Annotated in this window: 19 protein-coding genes and 2 tRNA genes; 13 read left to right on the plus strand and 8 right to left on the minus strand. The window is 57.0% G+C overall.

Going from position 1 to position 21,861, the window contains the following annotated elements; genetic code table 11:
* Positions 1-13: 13 nt before the first annotated feature.
* The 4 genes from WG938_RS07480 to WG938_RS07495 form a co-directional block, all read right to left on the minus strand.
* Entirely contained in the window at positions 14-163 is a 150-nt protein-coding gene (locus WG938_RS07480; RefSeq protein WP_339979297.1) for a hypothetical protein, read from the minus strand.
* Positions 164-540: 377 nt separating this feature from the next.
* Positions 541-1,518 carry a ribose-phosphate diphosphokinase gene (locus tag WG938_RS07485; RefSeq protein ID WP_339979300.1) on the minus strand — a complete coding sequence of 326 codons (978 nt, stop codon included), beginning with the start codon at positions 1,516-1,518 and terminating at the stop codon, positions 541-543.
* 8 nt (positions 1,519-1,526) lie between these two features.
* Positions 1,527-2,996, minus strand: coding sequence for a bifunctional UDP-N-acetylglucosamine diphosphorylase/glucosamine-1-phosphate N-acetyltransferase GlmU (glmU, locus tag WG938_RS07490; protein WP_339979303.1), 1,470 nt, complete (start codon positions 2,994-2,996; stop codon positions 1,527-1,529).
* An 86-nt stretch (positions 2,997-3,082) separates the two neighbouring features.
* Positions 3,083-3,153 (minus strand) — tRNA-Gln (locus WG938_RS07495).
* A gap of 58 nt (positions 3,154-3,211) precedes the next feature.
* On the opposite strand from WG938_RS07495, the gene WG938_RS07500 reads away from it, so the two are divergent.
* From WG938_RS07500 to WG938_RS07540, 9 genes are all read left to right on the plus strand, one after another.
* Positions 3,212-3,910, plus strand: a complete 699-nt coding sequence (locus tag WG938_RS07500; protein WP_339979305.1) for a TetR/AcrR family transcriptional regulator — start codon at positions 3,212-3,214, stop codon at positions 3,908-3,910.
* A gap of 71 nt (positions 3,911-3,981) precedes the next feature.
* Positions 3,982-7,599, plus strand: a complete 3,618-nt coding sequence (mfd, locus tag WG938_RS07505; RefSeq protein ID WP_339979309.1) for a transcription-repair coupling factor — start codon at positions 3,982-3,984, stop codon at positions 7,597-7,599.
* Between the two features lie 29 nt (positions 7,600-7,628).
* The gene (locus tag WG938_RS07510; protein ID WP_339979312.1) at positions 7,629-8,786 is read left to right on the plus strand and encodes a MazG nucleotide pyrophosphohydrolase domain-containing protein; all 1,158 of its coding nucleotides are present in this window, start codon (positions 7,629-7,631) and stop codon (positions 8,784-8,786) included.
* Between the two features lie 194 nt (positions 8,787-8,980).
* Positions 8,981-9,823: a lytic transglycosylase domain-containing protein gene (locus WG938_RS07515; protein ID WP_445292902.1), complete on the plus strand. Its 843-nt coding sequence runs from the start codon at positions 8,981-8,983 to the stop codon at positions 9,821-9,823.
* 123 nt (positions 9,824-9,946) lie between these two features.
* Positions 9,947-11,221 (plus strand): phosphopyruvate hydratase, encoded by a 1,275-nt coding sequence (gene eno, locus WG938_RS07520; RefSeq protein WP_339979314.1) that lies wholly within the window; start codon positions 9,947-9,949, stop codon positions 11,219-11,221.
* 159 nt (positions 11,222-11,380) lie between these two features.
* A complete protein-coding gene (locus WG938_RS07525; RefSeq protein WP_339979316.1) occupies positions 11,381-12,022 on the plus strand; it encodes an FtsB family cell division protein in 642 nt (213 codons plus the stop codon).
* Positions 12,023-12,148: 126 nt separating this feature from the next.
* Positions 12,149-12,796 (plus strand): DUF501 domain-containing protein, encoded by a 648-nt coding sequence (locus WG938_RS07530; RefSeq protein ID WP_445292903.1) that lies wholly within the window; start codon positions 12,149-12,151, stop codon positions 12,794-12,796.
* Positions 12,789-13,784, plus strand: coding sequence for a Ppx/GppA phosphatase family protein (locus tag WG938_RS07535; protein WP_339979318.1), 996 nt, complete (start codon positions 12,789-12,791; stop codon positions 13,782-13,784). Before WG938_RS07530 ends, WG938_RS07535 begins: the two co-directional genes overlap by 8 nt.
* A 115-nt stretch (positions 13,785-13,899) precedes the next feature.
* A tRNA-Leu gene (locus tag WG938_RS07540) sits at positions 13,900-13,973 on the plus strand.
* 365 nt (positions 13,974-14,338) lie between these two features.
* Here WG938_RS07540 and WG938_RS07545 read toward each other — a convergent pair.
* Both WG938_RS07545 and WG938_RS07550 read right to left on the minus strand, forming a co-directional pair.
* Complete coding sequence (locus WG938_RS07545) at positions 14,339-15,955, minus strand: succinic semialdehyde dehydrogenase (RefSeq protein ID WP_339979320.1); 1,617 nt, start codon at positions 15,953-15,955, stop codon at positions 14,339-14,341.
* Between the two features lie 72 nt (positions 15,956-16,027).
* A complete protein-coding gene (locus WG938_RS07550; RefSeq protein WP_339979323.1) occupies positions 16,028-16,351 on the minus strand; it encodes a hypothetical protein in 324 nt (107 codons plus the stop codon).
* A 362-nt stretch (positions 16,352-16,713) separates the two neighbouring features.
* Between WG938_RS07550 and WG938_RS07555 the strand changes: the two genes are divergently transcribed.
* From WG938_RS07555 to WG938_RS07565, 3 genes are all read left to right on the plus strand, one after another.
* A complete protein-coding gene (locus WG938_RS07555; RefSeq protein WP_339979326.1) occupies positions 16,714-17,544 on the plus strand; it encodes a Bax inhibitor-1/YccA family protein in 831 nt (276 codons plus the stop codon).
* 307 nt (positions 17,545-17,851) lie between these two features.
* The gene (locus tag WG938_RS07560; protein ID WP_339979329.1) at positions 17,852-19,327 is read left to right on the plus strand and encodes an NAD(P)/FAD-dependent oxidoreductase; all 1,476 of its coding nucleotides are present in this window, start codon (positions 17,852-17,854) and stop codon (positions 19,325-19,327) included.
* A 34-nt stretch (positions 19,328-19,361) separates the two neighbouring features.
* Positions 19,362-19,538: a hypothetical protein gene (locus WG938_RS07565; RefSeq protein ID WP_339979332.1), complete on the plus strand. Its 177-nt coding sequence runs from the start codon at positions 19,362-19,364 to the stop codon at positions 19,536-19,538.
* Positions 19,539-19,698: 160 nt separating this feature from the next.
* Here the strand turns inward: WG938_RS07565 and greA are convergent, their stop codons facing one another.
* Positions 19,699-20,205, minus strand: coding sequence for a transcription elongation factor GreA (gene greA / locus WG938_RS07570; RefSeq protein ID WP_339979335.1), 507 nt, complete (start codon positions 20,203-20,205; stop codon positions 19,699-19,701).
* 155 nt (positions 20,206-20,360) lie between these two features.
* On the minus strand, positions 20,361-20,804 hold the full coding sequence (locus WG938_RS07575) for a DUF4307 domain-containing protein (protein ID WP_339979337.1): 444 nt from the start codon (positions 20,802-20,804) through the stop codon (positions 20,361-20,363).
* Positions 20,805-20,955: 151 nt separating this feature from the next.
* Here WG938_RS07575 and mca point away from each other — a divergent pair, with 151 nt between their 5' ends.
* Positions 20,956-21,819, plus strand: a complete 864-nt coding sequence (gene mca, locus WG938_RS07580) for a mycothiol conjugate amidase Mca (protein WP_339979339.1) — start codon at positions 20,956-20,958, stop codon at positions 21,817-21,819.
* Positions 21,820-21,861 lie beyond the last annotated feature (42 nt).

Consider the following 21,861-nt stretch of genomic DNA (forward strand, 5'->3'; position numbering starts at 1 on the left):
AGTCTGAGGACTCCTAAACGTAAATGGTTGCGTTATCCGGGAGTCGAGCACGTGCCGCGTCCAGTGCATTATGTGCGTCACACAGTGCTTCACGACGATTGCCCTCAAGCAATCTCGCTACTGGTTGCTGCGTCGCGTCGATAACGGGGCCGATCAGGGCCACCCTCGCCGAGACTTACCGGGAAGATGCTACCGGTCTGCGGTCAGAAAAGGAAATCTCGGGTAGGGAAGGGCCCCAGGGGTTGAGGGACTGACCTTTGGCGTTGAGCGTCGGGAAATGCTGCCTGGATAGGGTCTGCGCTTTTGAATCGGCTCGGTAGCTCCTCTGCAGCTCACGCAATTTTGCATAAGCCCAGGTCAGAAATTTGGATTTGGGGCTGCAGAGGAGCTACCGAGCCGATTGGAAATGGCAGACGCACGATCTGAGCCTTCACGCGTGGCGAGGTCACGTACCCTAGCCCAAAAACACAGAAAGCCCCACACCGATCAGATGTCATCGGTGTGGGGCGGTAGGACGAAGCGCCTACAGCAGTGTCGAAACTAGGCCTGGCCCTCAAACAAGGTGGTGACAGAACCGTTCTCGAAGATCTCGTGAATAGTCTGAGCCAACAGCGGAGCGATCGGCAGCACAGTCAGGTTGTCCCAGCCCTCGGTGCTCTGTGGCAGAGTGTCGGTGGTCAAGATCTCGCGCGCGCCACAAGCAGACAGGCGTTCACGAGCTGGGCCCGAGAAAACACCATGGGTAGTGGCGATGATGACATCCTGCGCGCCAGCCTCACGAAGAACCTGGACTGCACCGGCGATAGTTCCACCAGTGTCGATCATGTCGTCGATAAGCAGGCAGGTCTTGCCGGAAACGTCGCCAACAACGCGGTTAGCAACAATCTCGTTTGCAACATCGACCGAACGAGTCTTGTGAATGAACGCCATTGGGACATCGCCCAGGGTGTTCGCCCACTTCTCGGAAGCCTTCACACGACCAGCATCAGGGGAGACCACAACCAGGTTTTCCAGGGTGTAGTTCGTCTTGATGTGATCAGCGAGGATTGGCATCGCATGCATGTGATCGACCGGACCGTCGAAGAAGCCCTGAATCTGATCGGTGTGCAGGTCGACCGAAACGATGCGGTCTGCGCCTGCTGCCTTCAGCAAATCTGCAACCAGGCGAGCGGAGATAGGCTCGCGGCCACGGTGCTTCTTGTCCTGACGTGCATAAGGGAAGAACGGCAGAATCGCGGTAATGCGCTTTGCCGAACCACGCTTCAGCGCGTCAATCATGATGAGCTGTTCCATCAGCCACTTGTTCAGTGGCGCTGGGTGAGCCTGCAGCACGAAAGCATCGGAACCACGTACGGACTCCTCGAAGCGAACGAAAATCTCACCGTTCGCGAAGTCGCGGGCGGTCATTGGGGTCAGTTCGACACCCAGCTCCTTGGCGACTGCCTCGCCCAACTCCGGGTGCGCGCGCCCGGAGAAAAGCATTAGGTTCTTCTGACTATCGATCCATTGGCCGGTCATAAGCTGCTCTAGCCTTCCTGGTCATTCTTCTCTTGTGCTGCTTTGGCGGCATTGGCAGCCGGGGTGCCCGGGCGCTTCTGCTCAACCCATCCCTCAATGTTGCGCTGACGGCCACCACTGACTGCAAGCGCTCCCGGAGGAACATTGTCTTTAATTACAGTACCCGCTCCCGAGTACGCTCCATCGCCAACCTCTACTGGTGCGATGAACATCGTGTCCGAACCGGTACGAACATGATTACCGATCTTGGTGCGGTGCTTGTTCACACCGTCGTAATTGACGAAGACACTCGACGCGCCAATATTGGACTGTTCGCCAATTTCGGCATCGCCAACGTAGGTGAGATGTGGCACCTTGGAACCGCGTCCGATCTGCGCATTCTTGGTTTCCACAAAGCCACCCAGCTTGCCATCCTCGCCGAGCTTCGTGTTCGGGCGGATGTACGTGAACGGTCCTACATTCGCATTAGCGCCGATCTCCGAATCAGAACCGTGCGCGCGAACGACAGTTGCACCTTCACCGATAACCATGTTGGTCAGCGTCGTATCCGGGCCAACCTCGGCGCCTTCCTTGACGACGGTCTTTCCATACAGCTGTGTTCCCGGGTAGATGGTGACATCGCGTTCGATAGCAACGTCAACATCGATCCACGTGGAAGCAGGGTCGATGATGGAAGCGCCATTGCGCATGTGCTTTTCGCAGATGCGGCGGTTCAGTTCCTTGCCGAGAGCTGCCAGCTGGACACGGTCATTGGCACCAGCGACAACCATTGGGTCCGAAAGGCGGTGGCCGCGGACGGAACGGTTCGCCTCACGCGCGATGCCAATGACATCGGTCAAGTACAGCTCGCCCTGAGCGTTGTCAGTGTTGAGCTTTGTCAGTGCGTCGCGAAGTGTTGCTGCATCAAAGGCATAGACACCGGAGTTGACTTCGGTGACCTGACGTTCGTCGTCGTTAGCATCTTTTTCTTCCACGATGCGCAGAACTTCGCCGTCAGAGTTGCGAATGATGCGACCGTAGCCAGTTGGGTTGTCCGCGGTGGAGGTGAGGACGGTGACAGCAGCGCGTGGCTTGCGGTTGTGCTCGGTAAGGAGCGCCTGAAGAGTTTCGGCGTCGAGGAGCGGGACATCCGAAGTGGTCACCAAAATGGTGCCTTCGAACTCTGCCAGGTCAGCATTGGTGAATGCGCACTGTACCGCGTGGCCGGTGCCGTTCTGCTCGTCTTGGTGGGCGATGCCGACGCCTTCGGTGCGACCGGACTTTTCCACCCACTCGCCGATGGCGGTGATGACCTTTTCGCGCTGATGGCCAACGACCACAGCAATCTGTTCTGGATTGAGTCCGTGAGCAGCGTAGAGAGCATGCTCCAACATGGTGCGACCGCCGATGCCGTGCAGCATCTTTGGTGTAGCGGACTTCATACGGGTGCCTTGGCCTGCTGCCAAGATGACTACTGCGGTGGCTGAACCGTCAGTCATACGTTGCTACTCCTAGATCGGGTGCATCTCTTGCAACTGTGGTGCAACACAGACTCCGCGGGCCAAAAGCGCTAACCCTTCGGAAGCTCCCCCACCAGGACTCGAACCTAGAATGCTGGTACCAAAAACCAGAGTGTTGCCATTACACCATGGGGGACTGGCCTTCAGAAGGCCACTGGAACACGATACCAAGACTAACCGCTAGGCTCACAAATATGGGTAGTAACACCACTCGGCGTCGGATGACTCGGCTTCAGCGTCGCGCACAGCTGATAACTATCGGCCGTGCCGTTTTTGCAGCCAGGGGCATGGAATCGGCGGCGATGGAAGAAATAGCGGCGGCTGCAGGTGTGTCGAAGCCTGTTGTGTACGAACACTTCGGCAGTAAAGAAAATCTGTACAAGGCAGTCGTTGAAGAAGAAAAGGCTGCCCTGGAAGATGCCATCACCAGCGCCATTTCTTTGGGGCGATCGCGAGTTCGCATCGAGCAGGCTGTGCTGGCAATTCTGACTTACGTTGAAGAAAACCCAGAGGGTTTCACCATTCTCGCCCGCGACCCGGGCGCGAGCGGTGGCTATGCCACGTTGCTTGGCAATGCGACAGAATCGGTCAGCCCCATTCTTGGTGCAGCGTTTGAACGCGCTGGCTTCGACCGTCGTTTCGCAGTGCTCTACGCAAACTCACTTGTCGGCATGGTGTCGCAGACTGCGCAGTGGTGGATGGAGAGAAGGGATCAATTAGCTGAGCTGGACAAGGAAACAGTCGCTGCTCATATCGTGAACCTCTGTTGGAATGGCCTGGCTGGCATGGAGTCAGACCCAAAGCTGCTGGATGAAGTTGACGGCCTAATTGCAGCGCAGGGTGCGCGTTTGGGTGCTGGCGAAGAGGCAGATCCAGCGCATGGAGTGCGGTAGTTCTCACGGCTAGCCACGCAACTCACTGATGCTCAAAGCGCACTCTGATCACACGCGTTAAGCTTTAGCCCATGTCTTCTTCCGCTCCAGGATCCACCACACAACCTGTGGCACCGTTGTCTGGTCTTGCACATCTCGTACGCACTGATCCTCAGCTGTCGGGAGTGCTCACTCGAATCGGGCAGGATGACCTGGCGCTTTCCGGCCTTGACCGCGTCCGTCCGCATCTCGTTGCTGCGATGGCAGCTAAGGCTCCGGTACTCGCGGTAACCGCGACTGGTCGCGAAGCAGAAGACCTCGCTGCTGAACTTCGTTCCATGTTGGGACACAAGGCCGCATACTTTCCTTCGTGGGAAACGCTTCCACATGAGCGGTTGTCGCCAGCGGTGGACACAGTAGCGCGACGTCGTGAAGTCTTGCACCATGTCCGCTCGGGTCAGGTTCGTGTTGTGGTCGCTGCGGTGCGATCCCTGGTGCAGCCGATTCTTGACGACACCCATGATCCCAACGCCGCCCCCATTCTGATCAAGGTCGATACTGACTGCGAGAATCTGCCAGAACGGCTGGTCGCACATGGCTATTCGCACGTCGATATGGTGGGTCGCCGTGGTCAGTTCGCCGTCCGTGGCGGCATCGTCGACGTGTTCCCTGCGACAGTTGAACTACCTATTCGCGTCGAGTTCTGGGGCGATGAAGTCACCGACATTCGCGCCTTCTCCGTCGGCGATCAACGCACGATCGCCGAAGTCGACATCGCTGAAGTAGAGGTCTTTGCGTGTAGGGCACTGCTTCTCGACGATGACGTCGTCACGCAAGCACAGAAACTTGCAGCACAGCGCTCCGGTGGAGTGCAAGAAATGCTGACGCGCATTGGAGAAGGGCAGTGGGTCGATGGCATGGAAGCTCTCATTCCGCTGCTGACGAAGCGCCCAATGCGCCCACTGCCCGAACTCATGCCCGATGGAACGCACACCGTGTTGTGTGGGCCCGAGCGTATTCGTTCGCGTGCTGCCGATCTAATCACTACTGGCGAAGAATTCATGGCCGCTGCGTGGGAAACCGCAGCGATGGGTGGCTCTGCGCCTATTCCAACCGACGGGTTGGAAGCGACGGCATACCGGAGTCTCGACAGCGTGCGGATGGAACCGTGCTGGACGTTCTCGCCTCCAGGCATGTTGGAGGCCGGAGTCAGCGAAGACGACGTGTTGCCACTGACCTACGAGCCAGGTCCGGAACCACGCGGTGATCTCAAAGAAATCGGCGCCATGATGGCAAGAATCCGAGCAGCAACTGTGGCGGGCGAACGCGTCGCATATGTGGCGGCGACGCCGGCGGGGGTTCGTCGTCAAGCAGAGAAGTTCCGGGAAGCTGGAATTGCGTGTCGAGTTGCCACCGGCCCGGAGGAGCCAGAACCAGCGCGCGTAACCGTCTATCAGGGTGTACTGCACGGTGGTCTGGAATTCCCGCGTATGAAGGGCGGGGCGCTGACTCTGATTACAGAGTCGGACTTGACAGGTAACCGCGTCGCCGATATCGGTGCGGGACGACGCAAGCCAGCCAAGCGACGCAACCGAGTAGATCCGTTGGCTCTGCAGGCAGGCGACTATGTGGTGCACGATACGCATGGCATTGGTCGATTTGTGAAGTTGACCGAACGCACCATCGGTACCGGCGATGACCAGGCGCGACGGGAATATGTAGTGCTTGAATACGCGCCAAGCAAGCGTGGCGGTCCGGCCGATCAGCTGTATGTGCCGATGGAAAGCCTCGATCTGCTGTCGCGATATGTCGGTGGCGAGAAGCCGAGCCTATCCAAGATGGGCGGCTCTGATTGGAAGTCCACCAAGCGCAAGGCGAGAGGTGCTGTTCGCGAAATCGCTGAAGAGCTAGTGAAGCTATATGCAGAACGGCAGGCCGCGCCGGGCCACGCCTTCGCGCCGGACTCTCCATGGCAGCACGAGATGGAAGACAACTTCCCATTCACGGAGACAGAAGACCAGCTCACTGCCATCGACGAGATCAAATCGGACATGGAAAAGCCCGTGCCGATGGACCGGGTGCTCATCGGTGACGTAGGCTACGGCAAGACCGAAGTAGCTGTCCGAGCTGCGTTCAAGGCAGTGCAAGACGGCCGTCAGGTTGCAGTACTCGTGCCGACAACTTTGCTCGCCCAGCAGCACATTGCGACGTTCACGGAACGTATGGAGGGTTTCCCAGTCACGATTAAGGCGTTGTCGCGCTTCACCACGCCAAAGGAATCGAAGCAGGTTCTGGAAGGCCTGAAGGACGGCACAGTCGATATCGTGATCGGCACGCACCGTTTGCTGCAAACCGGTGTTTCCTGGAAGAACCTGGGTCTAGTCATCGTGGACGAGGAGCAGCGCTTTGGTGTGGAACACAAGGAGCACATCAAGGCGCTTCGTCACCACGTCGACGTCTTGACCATGTCTGCAACCCCAATTCCGCGAACCCTGGAAATGTCGATCGCAGGTATTCGCGAAATGAGTCAGATTCTCACGCCTCCAGAAGACCGGCACCCAGTATTGACCTACGTTGGTGCCCAGTCCGACAAGCAGATTGCGGCGGCGATTCGCCGAGAGTTGCTCCGCGATGGCCAGGTCTTCTACCTCCACAACAAAGTCAGCACCATCGACAAAGCTGCCCAGAACATTCGAAACTTGGTGCCAGAGGCGCGTGTCGTCGTTGCGCATGGGCAGATGGGCGAAGAGCAGTTGGAGCGCACCGTCAATGGTTTCTGGAACCGAGAATTCGATGTGCTCGTCTGTACGACGATCGTGGAAACTGGCCTCGACATCGCAAATGCGAACACCCTGATTGTTGAAAATGCCCACCATATGGGGCTCAGTCAGCTCCACCAGCTCCGTGGTCGCGTTGGTCGTTCACGCGAGCGCGCGTACGCATACTTCCTGTATCCGGCGGATCACACGCTCACCGAGACTTCCTACGATCGCTTAGCGACGATCGCGCAAAACAACGACCTCGGCGCGGGCATGGCCGTCGCAATGAAGGACCTGGAAATGCGTGGAGCCGGAAATGTGTTGGGCGCCGAGCAGTCTGGCCATATCGCCGGCGTTGGTTTCGACATGTATGTCCGCCTGGTTGGTGAAGCCGTACAAGCGCTCAAAGCGGTAGCAGATGGCACCACTGTCGATGCATCTGACCAGGAACCAAAAGAGGTTCGAATTGATCTTCCTGTCGATGCGAATATTCCAGCGGAATACGTTTCCGCCGAACGATTGCGGCTTGAGGCCTATCGCAAATTCGCGTCGGCACAGCAATTCGAAGACATTGACGTTGTCCTTGAAGAACTCGTCGATCGTTATGGCCAACCTCCAATAGAGGTGCAAAGGCTGGCAGTTATTTCACGATTGCGAATTATTTGTCGTGAATTCGGCGTGCATGAAGTTCAAGCGATGGGTCAACACATTAAGATTGGGCCTATGGAACTCGCTGATTCTAAGCAAGTTCGCCTAAAGCGTTTGCATCCGCAGTCAACATACCGAGCCGCAACACGCACTGTCTCAGTGGCGGTGCCGAAGGAAGGCCGGGGATTGCGGGCAAAACCTGTGCGCGATATTGCCCTGGTTCAGTGGGTTGCGGATTTCCTCACCGGAATGGCAGGAATACCCGTGATGGATATCTCGGGTGGCATAAAGCAGTCCGGCTAAACCGGCGTTGAATTAGGAAAGGGATTTACATGGCTGTCATCGAGCTCGACCCGCGGTTTCCAACGATTATTCCGCTGGACGCGGCGAGCCTGTTAACTGGCGACGTGAGCTACACCGAAGAAGTTCCCATTCGGGTTCGGTGGGCAATCGCCGACGGTGGCGGCCGTTCTGTCCCCGACGCCGACGTATTGGTAACAACTAACCCCAACAACGAGGAAGTCCTGGCACGCCTTGAATCCGGCGACCGCCATATTCGAGTTGGCCTTGATGAAGCCCCAGATCCGCTTCCGGCAGCGGCTATCGAGAACGAGGCCGCTGCGCGTGCCTTCGTATCCGATGGGCCAATGCCTCCACTGTCAGGCCAGCCGGCAGCTGGTGCGGTAGGCGCCGCGGAGGACACAGAGGACAACGAACTCGAAGGCGCAGGTCTGCCTGGTGGCATGTTTGCAGCTGCAGGATCGGGCAATACTGGCCAGGGAGGTCAAAGCGCCCAGCTAGCTGAGCCATCCCCAGCAACCGCGACCGAGGGAGCCGGAACTGCCAACACTGAAGTCGTGTATGCAGATTCGAAGCTGCCACGGGTCGAAGAAGCAGTTGACGTCATGGCTGCTGCCCGCGCGACCGGAGAATGGGAAGCCAGCCAAACCCACGCTAGCCTGCTGCCGTATCTCATTGAAGAAGCCTACGAATTCGTCGATGCTGTCAACGAAGGTGGTGACATTCGTGGTGAATTGTCAGATCTTCTGCTGCAGGTTCTGTTCCATGCAGAAATCGCTGAAGACTTTGATTTGAATGATGTAGCAGACGCTTTCGTGGAGAAGATGCGCACGCGTCAGCCTTATCTCTTTGACGGTTCTGTTCGAGACGGCGAGATGGTTCCCGTCGCAAAGCAGGAAGAGTCGTGGGCGACTGGTCGTGGCACCGCGAAGTCGGATCCGGCGGAGCAGTTGCCAGCACTCGCGTTGGCCGAGGAGACGATCCGCCGGGCACGTGGTTTGGGGATTCCAGATTCGGAAATTCCAGTCGAGCTCATGTGCCCAACGCCTGGTCTGGAATTGGAGTCCGGAGCGGAGGCACGTACACGCTACGTGGCACGCACGTTCTTGGCGGAGCTGCGGGCGCGGGAAACCGGACCGGAGTTTGGTACGGACTCTGGCGATGCGGAGTTGTGGGGCACCGTTAACTAATTCTGAGGTGCTTGGGTGTTGGCAGGTCAAGGCACCGGCGGCACCGTTACTAGCCCCACTTCTTCATCAAGTTTTTAGGAAAGCGGTCCTTTAAGGGCCGCTTTCGTAGTTCGCGCTGAGAATTACTTGTGAGTCCACAGTTATGCTCCCAGCGCTTTCCCCTTTTCGCCTCCATATCCGTAGGATGGTCAATCGTGTTCCCAGAGCCTCACGATGCCACCTACGGCTACCAGCAACCCCGACGCGACGCGCGCGCCCAGCGCTCATCGCGCGGTTGCGGCTGCCTTGGCTTTACGACGCTCGCAGTCTTGCTGGTGATCGGTCTCGTTGGCGCGGCGAGCATGTTTGTGGGGCCCGTCAATGTTCCCTTTACGCGGCAGCCAATTCCAGATGATGTACCGCCAGCAGTCGCTGAGAAGCCGTTGCAGATTGACGTGCATGCTCCGGGACGAACTGCTGAACAGCTAACACAGTGGGCGCAGCCAATCAGTGAAAGTACTCGTATTCCGTTGGTCGCCCTGCGTGCGTATGCCAATGCAGAGTTGATTGCCACCGATTCGTATCCTCAGTGCAACCTGTCGTGGGGCACTCTGGCTGGTTTAGGACAGGTGGAAACTCGTCACGGTACTTACACCGGCGATTGGCTCAATCCAGCGCGTATCGACGCGGACGGTGTCGCCCGGCCAAGCATCGTTGGGCCACCTCTCGATGGCGAGGGAGGTTTCGCGAAGGTCGTCGATACGGATGGTGGCGTGCTCGATGGAGATACGGAATTCGACAGGGCAGTAGGCCCTTTGCAGTTCATTCCAGAGACCTGGCATCGTTATGGCGTTGACGCGTCCGGGGACGGGGTCCTTGACCCGCACAACATCGAAGATGCTGCCGCGACGTCAGCCAAGCTGCTGTGCGCTAATGACCGGGATCTGTCTACCCCTGAAGGTTGGACGGAGGCGATCCGCGCCTACAACCAGTCCGAGAAGTATGTACGCGATGTTCGCGATGCTGCAGCTAACTACGCCTTGAAGCAGCCTGCGTAGAGGAGCGAAGCACACGTAGGTAGGTTTGCTGAAACAAGTTGGGGTTATTGCCCACAGCGCGTCAGTCGAAAACGTGTCACAATTGTTTTATGTGCCGGAACCGTTCCGGCGGAAAGGTGACCTATGGCTGCAATCATCGAGTTGAACGCACGTGAAATCCTGGACTCCCGAGGTAACCCAACCGTAGAGGTTGAGGTCCTTCTTGAAGACGGCTCTATGGGCCGTGCTGCTGTCCCATCCGGCGCATCGACGGGTGTCCACGAGGCACACGAGCTTCGCGATGGTGGAGAGCGTTACTTGGGTAAGGGCGTCGAGAAGGCTGTTGCTGCAGTACTCGAGGAAATCGAAGATGCCATCCTGGGCATGGAAGCAGACGACCAGCGCCTGATTGACCAGACCATGATTGAGCTGGACGGCACTGAGAACAAGTCTCGCCTGGGTGCAAACGCACTGCTGGGTGTTTCCATGGCTGTCGCTCACGCAGCTGCAGAGTCCGCTGGTCTGCCACTGTTCCGCTACGTTGGTGGCCCGAACGCACACGTTCTGCCAGTACCAATGATGAACATCCTCAATGGTGGCGCACACGCTGACTCCGGCGTGGACGTACAGGAGTTCATGATCGCTCCAGTTGGTGCAGAAACTTTCCGCGAGGCACTTCGTATTGGTGCTGAGGTTTACCACGCACTGAAGAAGGTCATTAAGGACAAGGGCCTGTCCACCGGCCTGGGCGACGAGGGTGGTTTCGCACCTTCTGTTGAATCCACCAAGGCTGCTCTTGACCTGATCGTCGAGGCAATCGAGGCTGCTGGCTACAAGCTGGGCGAGGAAGTTGCTCTGGCACTGGACGTTGCTTCGTCCGAGTTCTTCAAGGATGGCAAGTACCACTTCGAGGGTGGCGAGCACACCGCTGAGGAAATGGCTGCTGTCTACGCTGACCTGGTCGATGCGTACAACATCGTTTCCATCGAGGATCCACTGCAGGAAGACGACTGGGATGGCTACGTCGAGCTGACCAAGCAGATCGGTGACAAGACTCAGATCGTGGGCGACGACTTCTTCGTTACCAACCCAGCTCGTCTGGCTGAGGGCATCGAGAAGAAGGCTGCTAACGCACTGCTGGTTAAGGTCAACCAGATCGGTACTCTGTCCGAGACCTTCGAGGCTGTAGCAATGGCACACAACGCCAACTACAAGACCATGATGTCGCACCGCTCCGGTGAGACCGAGGATGTCACCATCGCTGACCTGGCTGTTGGCCTGAACTGTGGTCAGATCAAGACTGGTGCACCTGCTCGTTCCGAGCGCGTGGCTAAGTACAACCAGCTGCTGCGTATCGAGGAGCTCCTTGGCTCCGCGGCTGTCTACGCTGGTCGTTCCGCGTTCCCACGTATGAAGTAACTCGAAAAGAAAACTCCAGCTGCGCCATGACAGTGAACGTGGCTGTGTAAAGAAGGCCGGTTTCCCTTAACAGGAGGCCGGTCTTTTTCATGTAATTCTTGGGGTTGGTGGGCCCTGTGTGACATCGGGGTGGCCTGCTCCTGCGGTATGGTTGCCTCTATGGGAAATACAGCACGGCGAGGCGCTCGATCGCGCCGGAACGGAACCGCAGGCAGTGATGCTGGTGCGGTGTCGTCGTCACGCGGTGCAGCGCGGTTGGCGCAAGGAATGGGGTCGCTGACCACTGGACAGACTCTCACCATGGGCCTTTTGTTGGTGTTTTTGGTGTTGACGCTGGCCATGCCGTTGCGAACCTATGCGCAACAACGCGCTGATCTGGCGGAAACTCGCGAGAATATCGCGCGTATGGAAGCCCGAGTCGCTGAGCTGGAAGCGGATAAAGAAAAGTACTCGGACCCGGCGTATATCAAGGAGCAGGCGCGTATTCGCCTTGGCTTGGTAGAAGAGGGCGAAACTCCATTCCGGTTGATTGATCCGCAGATCGGCGAAACCACGATCGATACGGTTCAGCCAGATGTCGAGGTCCCGAATGGTGAATGGTACGAATTGCTGTGGAAGTCGATTTCCGTAATGCCGGAAATGCCCGAGCCTGTTAATCCGGGTAGGGAAGAAGCCACCAAACCAGATCGCTTGCCGACAGTCCCAGAGGAAACCGCCATCCCCGAAGGCGCAGCTAACGGCGCCGGAGATACCGAAGGCGATGCGGGCGCAGAGGGTAACGAAGTTCCTGCTGCGCAGTAGCACGAGGATGTCTGGGTGCGGGCTATAGCGCGCAGCCTCCAGGTTATTAAGTAAGATTTCGCCTGTGTTCCGGTATGGCCGGGGGAAGTTACCCCAGTAAACGCCGGTGTGAAGAAAGGAATCGACATGACCGTTGACGCTGCAGATATCGAGGCAGTAGCTAGGCAGCTTAAGCGCACTCCTCGTGGCGTGATGGAGATTTCTTACCGCTGCCCAGATGGATTGCCGGGTGTTGTAAAGACTCGTCCACGACTGGACGATGGCACGCCGTTTCCAACGTTGTACTACTTGACGGATCCTCGTCTGACAGCTGAAGCTTCACGTCTCGAGGTCGAAGGTGTCATGAAGACGATGTCGGCGCGACTGAAAGAAGATGCCGCGCTGGCTGCGGACTACCAGGCTGCTCACGACCATTACCTGGCGGAGCGCAATGCTATCGAAGACTTGGGAACTGATTTCTCAGGTGGCGGCATGCCGGATCGCGTGAAGTGCTTGCATGTACTCATCGCGTATGCATTGGCTGAGGGGCCAGAACGGTTCCGACTAGGCACGGAGGCCGTGGCACTGGCTACGGACGGTACCGATCTACGTGGCACGGCAATCCCACAGGATTGGCCAACATGCGAGGAACTTGGCATTAACCGACTCGACGCTGCCTTCTATCCCGAGAAGGTCACTGACCGCGCCTCTGACGAAGAAGCAAATGCTGCTGCTGATGCTGCTGACCAGGCTGATACTGCAGCTGGCCAGGCCGAGGCAGGTGCGAATGACTAGGTTCGCGGCTGTCGATTGTGGCACTAACTCAATTCGGTTGCTCATCAGCGATATCCAGGATGCCGATGGCTTCTTGGAGATCACCGAGCTACACCGCGTCATGGAGATCGTCCGCCTCGGCGAAGGCGTCGACGCAACTGGCCGACTTAGTGACGCTGCTCTTGAGCGCGTTGAGGCTGCGCTGACTCGGTACGCCGAACTCATGGAGCGCGAAAAAGTCGAAGCGGTTCGTATGGTTGCAACCTCTGCTACCCGCGATGCGTCTAATCGCGAAGCGTTCTTCAGCATGACCCGGCGGGTGCTGCAGCAGTGGAACGTCGAAACCGAGGTTATCTCGGGTGCGGAGGAGGCTGCACTTAGCTTCCGTGGAGCAGTCGATGATCTAGACCCGGAACTCGAACCGTACTGTGTGATTGACGTCGGAGGTGGATCCACCGAGGTCATTATCGGAAACCACGATGGCGAAGTTGCCGGCGCTGCGTCGGTACCGATGGGCAGCGTACGCCTGACCGAACGTTTCTTGCACGACTCACCTCCTACGGAGGAGCAGGTGTCGGCTGCACGGGAGTACGTCGCAAAGCAGCTGCGTGAGGTGTCGGAACACGTGCCAGTGGCAGCTGCACGCACCATTGTTGGTTGTGCGGGGACCTTTACGACGTTGTCAGCATTGGCACAGGGTCTGGAAACGTACGATCCGACGGCAATCCACTTGTCGACCTTGCATTTCGCCGCGCTGCGGGCGTTGAACTCGTCGGTGTTGCAGACGGATGCGCAGTCGTTGGCATCGAATCCAGTGATGCATCCTGGGCGTGCGGATGTTTTTGCTGGTGGCGTTACCATCGTCGATGGGTTGATTGACATGTTCACGGAGAGCGCAAAGGCGAACGGTCGGGCAGATGATTCAACAGCGTTGACGTTCCATATCAGCGAAAAGGATATCTTGGACGGCATTGTTGCTGGTCTGGTTGACAAGCACATGCCTCACTAGGCAGCGAGGTTCATCGCGCGCATGGTTGCTTTACCGTGACCATGCCCCGGTTTCTTCGGAGCCAGGGGAATAGGTTAAGTTTAGAAAAGCTGTAGTGCGAATCGCTTCAGCAGAAGCCCCTATAGCCCAATCGGCAGAGGCAGTGGACTTAAAATCCATCAAGTGTCGGTTCGAGTCCGACTGGGGGCACAAAAGACCAGGTCAGAGCAGATGAGCTCCGGCCTGGTCTTACGTTTTCTGGTCAAAGCGTCCGAAAAGTGTCCACAAAGTGTCCAGGAGAGCGGTCACGAAAACGACCTAATAGTGCCGTCTGGCGCATCAAATCGGCTCGGTAGCTCCTGTGCAGCCCGTCCAAAAATGTGCCGACCTGGGCTTTTGTACAAATGGTCAGGGATGCACAGGAGCTACCGAGCCGGTTGGAAATTTCAGGCGCACAATGGTGGCCGTGGGCGGTTATAGGCGGTCGCGACTGAGCAGCGTTACGGCTGACCAGCGTTACGCCTAACCACCGCCAAGCTCAACCGCTAGCCTGACCCACGCACCGCGCCCAAGCACTACGGCAACACGTTGAACTTCTTGCCCAACTGCAACGCAGTGTTAAACACCTTTGAGTAGGTTTCGCGCGACATGCTCGGCATCGCAATCGGCGTCACCCGCTGCACGGTCACCGTTTGTGGGTTCGTGTACTTCAACAAACCGCCTTCAGCTTGACGACGGCCCACTCCCGAATCCTTAAACCCACCCATTGGAGCATCGACGGAGGCGAAGCTGGCAGCAAAACCATCGTTCACGTTGACTGAACCAGCTTCGATGAGCGGAGCCAGGTCGCGGGCCCGTGAAGGTGACGTCCACAGTGAAGCGTTCAAGCCGTAGCGCGAATCGTTAGCTGCAGAGATGCCTTCCTCGGCATTTTGAACCCTATGAAGGACCACTACCGGGCCGAAGACCTCTTCGTTGAGGAGAGGTGTTCCCTCGGGGACGTCGCAAAGCACGGTTGGTTCGTAGAAGAGAGGTCCAAGATCCGGGCGTGCGCGACCGCCCGCGAGGACGGTGGCACCGGCGGAAACCGCTTCGTCTACCATTTTCGCGACGATGTCGAACTGCCCCTGGGACTGCAGACAACCCATTTCGACTTCCCAGTCGTTGCCAGGGCCGAGACTCATGGCCTTGACGCGGTCTGCAAAAGCTGGAACGAATTCGTCCCAGACACTGTCGGCGACGTAGATGCGCTCGATGGACACGCACAGGTGGCCAGAGTTGGTAAAGCATGCAATGCGCGCGCCCTCGACAGCCTTGTCGATGTTCGCGTCTTCTGCCACGATCAGCGGGTTCTTGCCACCGAGTTCCGCAGAAAAGTCGATCAAACGCTCGCCACACTGAGCAGCCAACGAGCGGCCAGTCTCGGAGGAGCCGGTGAACATCACGTAGTCAGCCTTAGCGACGATGCCCTGACCAACCACGGAGCCAGGGCCGGGGATGACCTGGAAAAGGTCGTCGGGAAGACCAGCGCGGTACAGCAGATCGACAGCAAACAGCGCGGTGAACGGGGTGGTCGAGTCGGGCTTCAACACGACTGCGTTGCCTGCCATCAGCGCTGCGAGAGCATCCGAAACAGCCAAAGTCAGCGGGTAATTCCACGGTGCAATGACACCAACAACGCCCTTGGGGTGGTGGTACACCGTGGTCTGGCTCAGTACCGGAAGTGCGCCGTGAGCCTTCCGAGGCCGGAGTGCCTTCTCCGCGGTATTGCCGTAGTAGCGGGCGGTAATCGCGGTGTGAATCAGCTCTTCATGAGCACTAGCGCGGTTCTTTCCCGTCTCGGCCTGCAGCAGATCCAGCATCTGCTTTTCATGGGTGAACAGGAGGTCGTGGAAGCGGTGCAACACTTCACGACGTTCCCGCGCCGACATGTTCAGCCAAACCTGCTGTGCTGCGCGTGCCTTCTCAAAAGCCACGTCAACATCAGCGTCGGTGCCAACCGGAATCTCAGCGAGGAGATCGCCGGTAAAGGGTGCGCGAATTTCCCGAGTAGTGGACTTGTCTGCGACAGTTGCCCGGGCAAGCAGACGCTCGACAACGTCCGGAGTCAGAGGATTGCGAAACACGGTCTCCGGGATGCCCGTGGTTGCGTCAGCTTCAACTTTTGTATGGACATCGGTAGTTGCGTTCATGGCGGTGATGATACGCAACCACGCCGGCTTTCGTGGCAAAACATATATATTTAGCCGGCGAATTTTGTGTAGCTAGTTCGCCGACCAACCCAAACGACGGTTGTAGTCCGGATCCAGTGGATCACGTTCGAATTCGAAAGGCTCGTGTCCATCGACATCGCCGTAACGACCTTCTGGGTCATAATCCGGATCATCGTCCGGATTCGTGTCCGGCTTTTCCTCCGCCAAGCGCTTATCCAGCGAATCGTGCGGATCAGCACCTCGCCACTCATCCGGCGGATCCATCACGTAGTTTTCGCCATCTGAGGAAATGACATCGCCATCCAGGCCCTCTGCGCCATCAAGCGTGGTTTCGTCGAAATCGCCAGTGGTGTCAGCATCGTAGTCGTCAGCCATGACCATCAGTCCTTCATCTATCTCGCGCCATACTTCGGCACGTCTCATTGTGCTTTACGACGACTCGTCGTAAAGCGAATTCTGCAAAACACTATCTACTTCGAAATAAGTACAAGTAGTTGCGGGAAATTCAGAGAAATAAAGATGAGAAATGGGTTGTGGCGGAAATTCCGCTGTGTATTCATCGTATCGCCAAATAGCAGTGGGGAACAAGGCTTGTGATGTGGCGTGTCCAGTTGCGTGAACTACGGTTTTAAGAAGAATTTAAGTTCTGGGAACAATCGGGGCAGCTCGCCCGTTGAACCCCGTGAAAGCCAAAACAAAAGTGGTCGCTGTTAGCAGTGGCCGAAAGGAAGGACAACGTGCGACAGAGTAGCAATCCCGCATTCAGTTCGTTGACGAAGACCGTTGCGCGCGGCCAGGCCGGGATGCACCAGTACGGTCAGAACCAGTACTCCCAGCAGGGTTACGGTGTTGATCCATATGCCGCACAGCAGCAGAACTACCGTCCGATGACGGTGGATGATGTTGTGTCGAAGACCGGAATCACGCTCGGCGTTATCGTGGCGTTCGCGGTTGTGAACTTTGGTATTGCTGCGTTTGTCAGCACCCAGATGTCTATGCTGCTGGCCATTGTCGGCGCTATCGGTGGTCTGGTTACCGTTTTGATCTCGACCTTCGGTAAGAAGTACGGATCGCCAGTTATTACGTTGCTGTACGCAGCGTTCGAAGGCCTGTTTGTCGGTGGCATTAGCTTCATGTTTGCCGGCTTCGAGGTAGCTGGTGCCAATGGTGTTGGCTTGATTATGCAGGCGGTTATCGCCACTATCGGTGTGTTTATCGGCATGCTGTGGGTGTACAAGTCTGGTGCGGTCAAGGTCACGCCGAAGTTCCAGCGATTCATGACTGCAGCGTTGGTCGGCGTGCTGGTACTTGCCCTGGGCAACTTGCTTCTGTCTGTCTTCGGCATTGGTTCGCCACTGCGTGACGGCGGCATGATTTCCATTATCTTCTCCCTGGTCTGCATTGGTCTGGCTGCGTTTAGCTTCTTGCTTGACTTTGATCAGGCTGACAAGCTGGTTCGCGCTGGCGCTCCTGCAAACTATGCATGGGGCGTAGCGCTGGGTCTCGCCGTTACGTTGGTCTGGCTGTACATCGAAATCCTGCGCCTGCTGTCCTACTTCAGGGACTAGTTGGAGTGTGTGCACTCGAGGCGATGCTGTGCTGAGCTGATACGTCGGTATTGGCGACGGCTCGAGCGCAGGAGCAGATCTAAACCCGGAGGGCTTACGCCTTCCGGGTTTTTTCATGTCTATCAGTACTTATGGCCAGTAGTTCACCACCCTGAAAGGGTGTATGGGTAACAGTGTTTGCCCAGGCGATTGGCTGAAAGTGTGTCAATTGTTAATTCACATTGAAGATGTGGAGTTAGGGGCTTACGCTGGATTATGTGCGTATGCCCCGGAGGGTATGAGCCGGGGTTTGAGAAAGGAGCCACACATGGCTGCGCTAGATGCAAAGAGAGTTGTCATTCTTGGAGCGGGCGTGAGCGGCCATACAGCCGCCCAGTATCTCACCCGTGAGTTCAAGGGTTCCCCCGTTGAAGTTGTTGTCATTTCGCCCAATAAGCAGTGGAATTGGATTCCATCGAATATTTGGGTCGGCACCGGGGCTATGCCAGGTAAGAAGGTTGTCTTCGATCTTCCGCCTGTGTATCGGAAGATGGGTGCAGTATTCCATCAGGCAAAGGCAACCGAAATCCACCCTGAAGGTGATGGCGAGGGTACGAAGCCGTACGTCGTATTCGAGCGCACTGAGAAGGGCAAGGAAGGTCAGGTTGACCAGATTGACTATGACTACCTCATCAATGCCACTGGTCCGCAGTTGAATTTCGAAAAGACCCCTGGTCTTGGGCCGGACGGTTACTCTCTGTCTGTCTGTACCAAGGACCATGCGGTCGAAGCTGCTGAAGAACTGCAGAAGATCATTCGCGAGCTGAAGGCGACGGGGGAGAAGAAGACTCTCGTCGTCGGTATGGGTCACGGCACGTGCACCTGTGAAGGTGCAGCCTTTGAGTACGCGTTCAATGTCGATGACATGCTGCGTAAGAACGGTGTACGCGACAAGGCTGAATTGATCTACTTCACTAATGAGGTGACGTTGGGCGACTTCGGCGTCGGTGGGATGCAGTTCAAGGACAATGGTTACCTCACCGATTCTCGCCTGTGGACTGAATCCATCTTCCGTGAACGAGGAGTTCATGCGGTTGTTGGTGCCTGTGCCACCAAGATCGAAGAAGGCAAAATTTATTACGAGACTCTTGACGGCTCCGGCCACGAGTTGGACTTTGACTTCGCCATGCTGTTGCCTCCATTTTCCGGTGTGCCACTGAAGGGTGTTGGCCCGAAGGGCGAAGACATCGGAGAGAAGCTGTTTGCGCCGAACGGCATGATGAAGGTTGATGCCACCTATGGCAAGACCAATCCAGACGATTGGGTCGCTGCCGACTGGCCAGAGACTTACCAGAATCCGGTATACGACAACATTTGGGCAGTAGGTATCGCATTCGCACCACCACACCCAATTTCCATCCCGAATGCGTCGCCTAATGGTGTGCCTATTGCGCCAGCTCCACCACGCACCGGCATGCCATCAGGCACCATGGGCCGAATTGTTGCAGAGACGATTATCGATCGCATCAAGAATCCGGAGACAGCAGAACCACACCGTGCTTCGCTGACTCGCATGGGTGCAGCATGTGTGGCTTCGACCGGTGTTGGTTTGAAGGCTGGTTCCGCAGCATCGATGTTGATGCACCCAGTGGTGCCAAACTACGAGCTGTACCCAGAAACTGGTCGATCCAAGTTCACCACTGGTGACGTTGGTCTGTCCGGTCACTGGATCAAGCTGATGCTGCACTTCATGTTCATTTGGAAGGCACGCAGCCGCCCATTCTGGTTCCTGATCCCTGAGTAAACCGCACCATCCGATAAAGAGAGGAGTTCATCTCATGTCGAACGCATTCCAACCTACTGATGCACCTTCAATCGAGGTGCGGGACCGTATTTCTCGCGCGCCACTGCCAACTCAAGGTACTTTGCGACGTCGTCAGTCGATCCCAAATCAGATCTTCAAGGCTGCGAAGTTTAGTTATGGCATCATCCGGGTGTTGGCATCCGGACACTAGTCCAGCGTGAGCCGGGCACTAGCCCGGCCACCTAGCCTGCCTACCAAGCGTGGCAACTTGGTTCGCTGATGCGTGCCTACTGTTAGACCTCCAGAAATACAAAAGCACCCACCAATTCCCTAGGGGAAGCGGTGGGTGCTTTTGTGCTGAAGCTTGCGGACTAGTCGTCCATAGCTGGGTTGTAAGGCTCAGCCTTAATCAGGGTGACGGAAACCTCGTCTCCCGATGGGGAAACGTACGAACGCGTTTCGCCTTCCTTAGCGCCGATGATGGCCTTACCCAATGGGGAATCCGTGGAGTAGGTTTCCAAGTTTGGATTCGAGTTGTCTGCACCACGGGTACCGATGAGGAAGGTTTCCTTATCGTCCTCGTCGCCGTCGTAGTAAACGTGGACAACGGTGCCGACCAACGCGATGCCAGATTCCTGTGGGGTCTCACCAACGGTTGCACGCTGCAAGAGATCCTCGAGGTAGCGAATACGAGCTTCTTCCTGGCCCTGCTGCTCACGAGCGGCGTCGTAGCCTGCGTTCTCCTTGAGGTCTCCCTCTTCGCGACGCTCATTGATCTCAGCCGCGATGATTGGGCGGTTCTCGTAGAGAGCGTCCAGCTCAGCCTTCAACTTGCTGTACGACTCTTCGGTGAGCCACGGGTTGGTGGACTCCGTCATTGTGCCTCCTAGGGGAACTGTCATGCAGGGCCAACTCACGGTCGGACTAGTGCACTGCACAGTATTTACGAAAAATCGGCCCCAGTGGAGCCGTTAACGCAGACAGGATAGCACCGTGATGTTGGAAACAGTTAACCGCCCCGGCATAGGGCGTTTTATTTCGTGTCAGTATCCAAGAACTCTGGGAAATTAGTCGAGCAGCCGTACACATTTCCGGCGACTGCCTTCGCACGCGTTTCGATAGGTACGTCCATCCGAACAGTTTTTTCCTTGCTGCCAGGAACAACTACGTTACGACGGCCAACCTCAGCATGGTTGTAGTCGAGTGCATAAATAATGCAGTAGGAATCCTTCGCCGGATCTTCACGAGTGACATCGAGGGTAAAGATGAACACGTCATCCTCTCGGCCCTCTTCGCGAGCCCAACCAGCGGCCGATGCTGTGACCTCCGACGAGGTGCTGACTCGGTTCATCTGAACGAAGATGTATGCGCCACTGATCAGCAGCAAGCCAATGATGCCAATAACGATAAGCTTCCCTGAGGGAGTACGGGACTTGGCTGCATAACGAGACTGCGGGCGAGCGGATACCTCTGACATGTCACCCAGCCTATCTGAACGCGTCGGGAAGCAGGAAAGTGCCAACAGGTGAACAGACGTGGCGTTTTGGGTGGCCTGGGGCGAATGGGGTGTGAAGTCGTAAGATGTGTACGGATCAACAGTAATAGTGGCAGTTTCGACAGGAGGCGTCATGGCATTTCGACTCATGGCAGTACACGCGCACCCGGACGATGAGTCCAGCAAGGGAGCTGCGACGATGGCTCGGTATGCGTCGGAGGGTCATGATGTCATGGTTGTGACGTGTACCGGTGGTGAAGCCGGGAGCATTCTGAACCCGGCCATGGATCGCCCAGAGGTAGTGAACAACCTCTCGGAAGTGCGGGTCGCAGAAATGGCTGAAGCAGCACGCATTTTGGGGGTACGGCATCAGTGGTTGGGTTTTGTCGACTCGGGTCTTCCCGAAGGTTCACCGAAGCCGGTACTCCCGGATGGGTGCTTCGCTCGTGAGAATGTCGAAGTTGCGACCAAGCCACTGATCAAGGCGATTCGCGAATTCCGGCCACACGTGCTCATTACGTATGACGAGAATGGTGGCTATCCGCACCCGGATCACATCATGACGCACATCATTTCGCTGCGCTCCTGGACCGATGCTGCATCTGATAAATACCCGGAGCTTGGTGAGCCGTGGGAAATTCAGAAGATGTACTACACCCACGGTTTTGTTCGTCGCCGGTTGCTGATGATGAATGACTACTACCTCAGCCGAGGCCTGTCATCGCCACTGGAAGAAGCGCTGAAGCGATGGGTTCGCGAAAAGGGCGACATTATGGAACGTGTCACCACGCAGGTGCCATGCGCAGACTTCTTCGACGCACGTGACGACGCACTGCGGGCGCACGCAACCCAGATCGATCCCAATGGGCCGTTCTTCGCGGTCCCTACCGATATTCAGCGTCAGATTTGGCCAACCGAAGAGTTTGAGCTTGCTCGAACCCGCGTGCAGGTTGAGCTTCCTGAGGACGATTTGTTTGCTGGCTGCGTCGAAAAGTAGACAGCGACCGACGGTTGCAGCGAGGCCGGACTGATGATGGTT

The sequence above is a fragment of the Corynebacterium sp. H113 genome (assembly GCF_037572315.1).
Taxonomy (GTDB): Bacteria; Actinomycetota; Actinomycetes; order Mycobacteriales; family Mycobacteriaceae; genus Corynebacterium.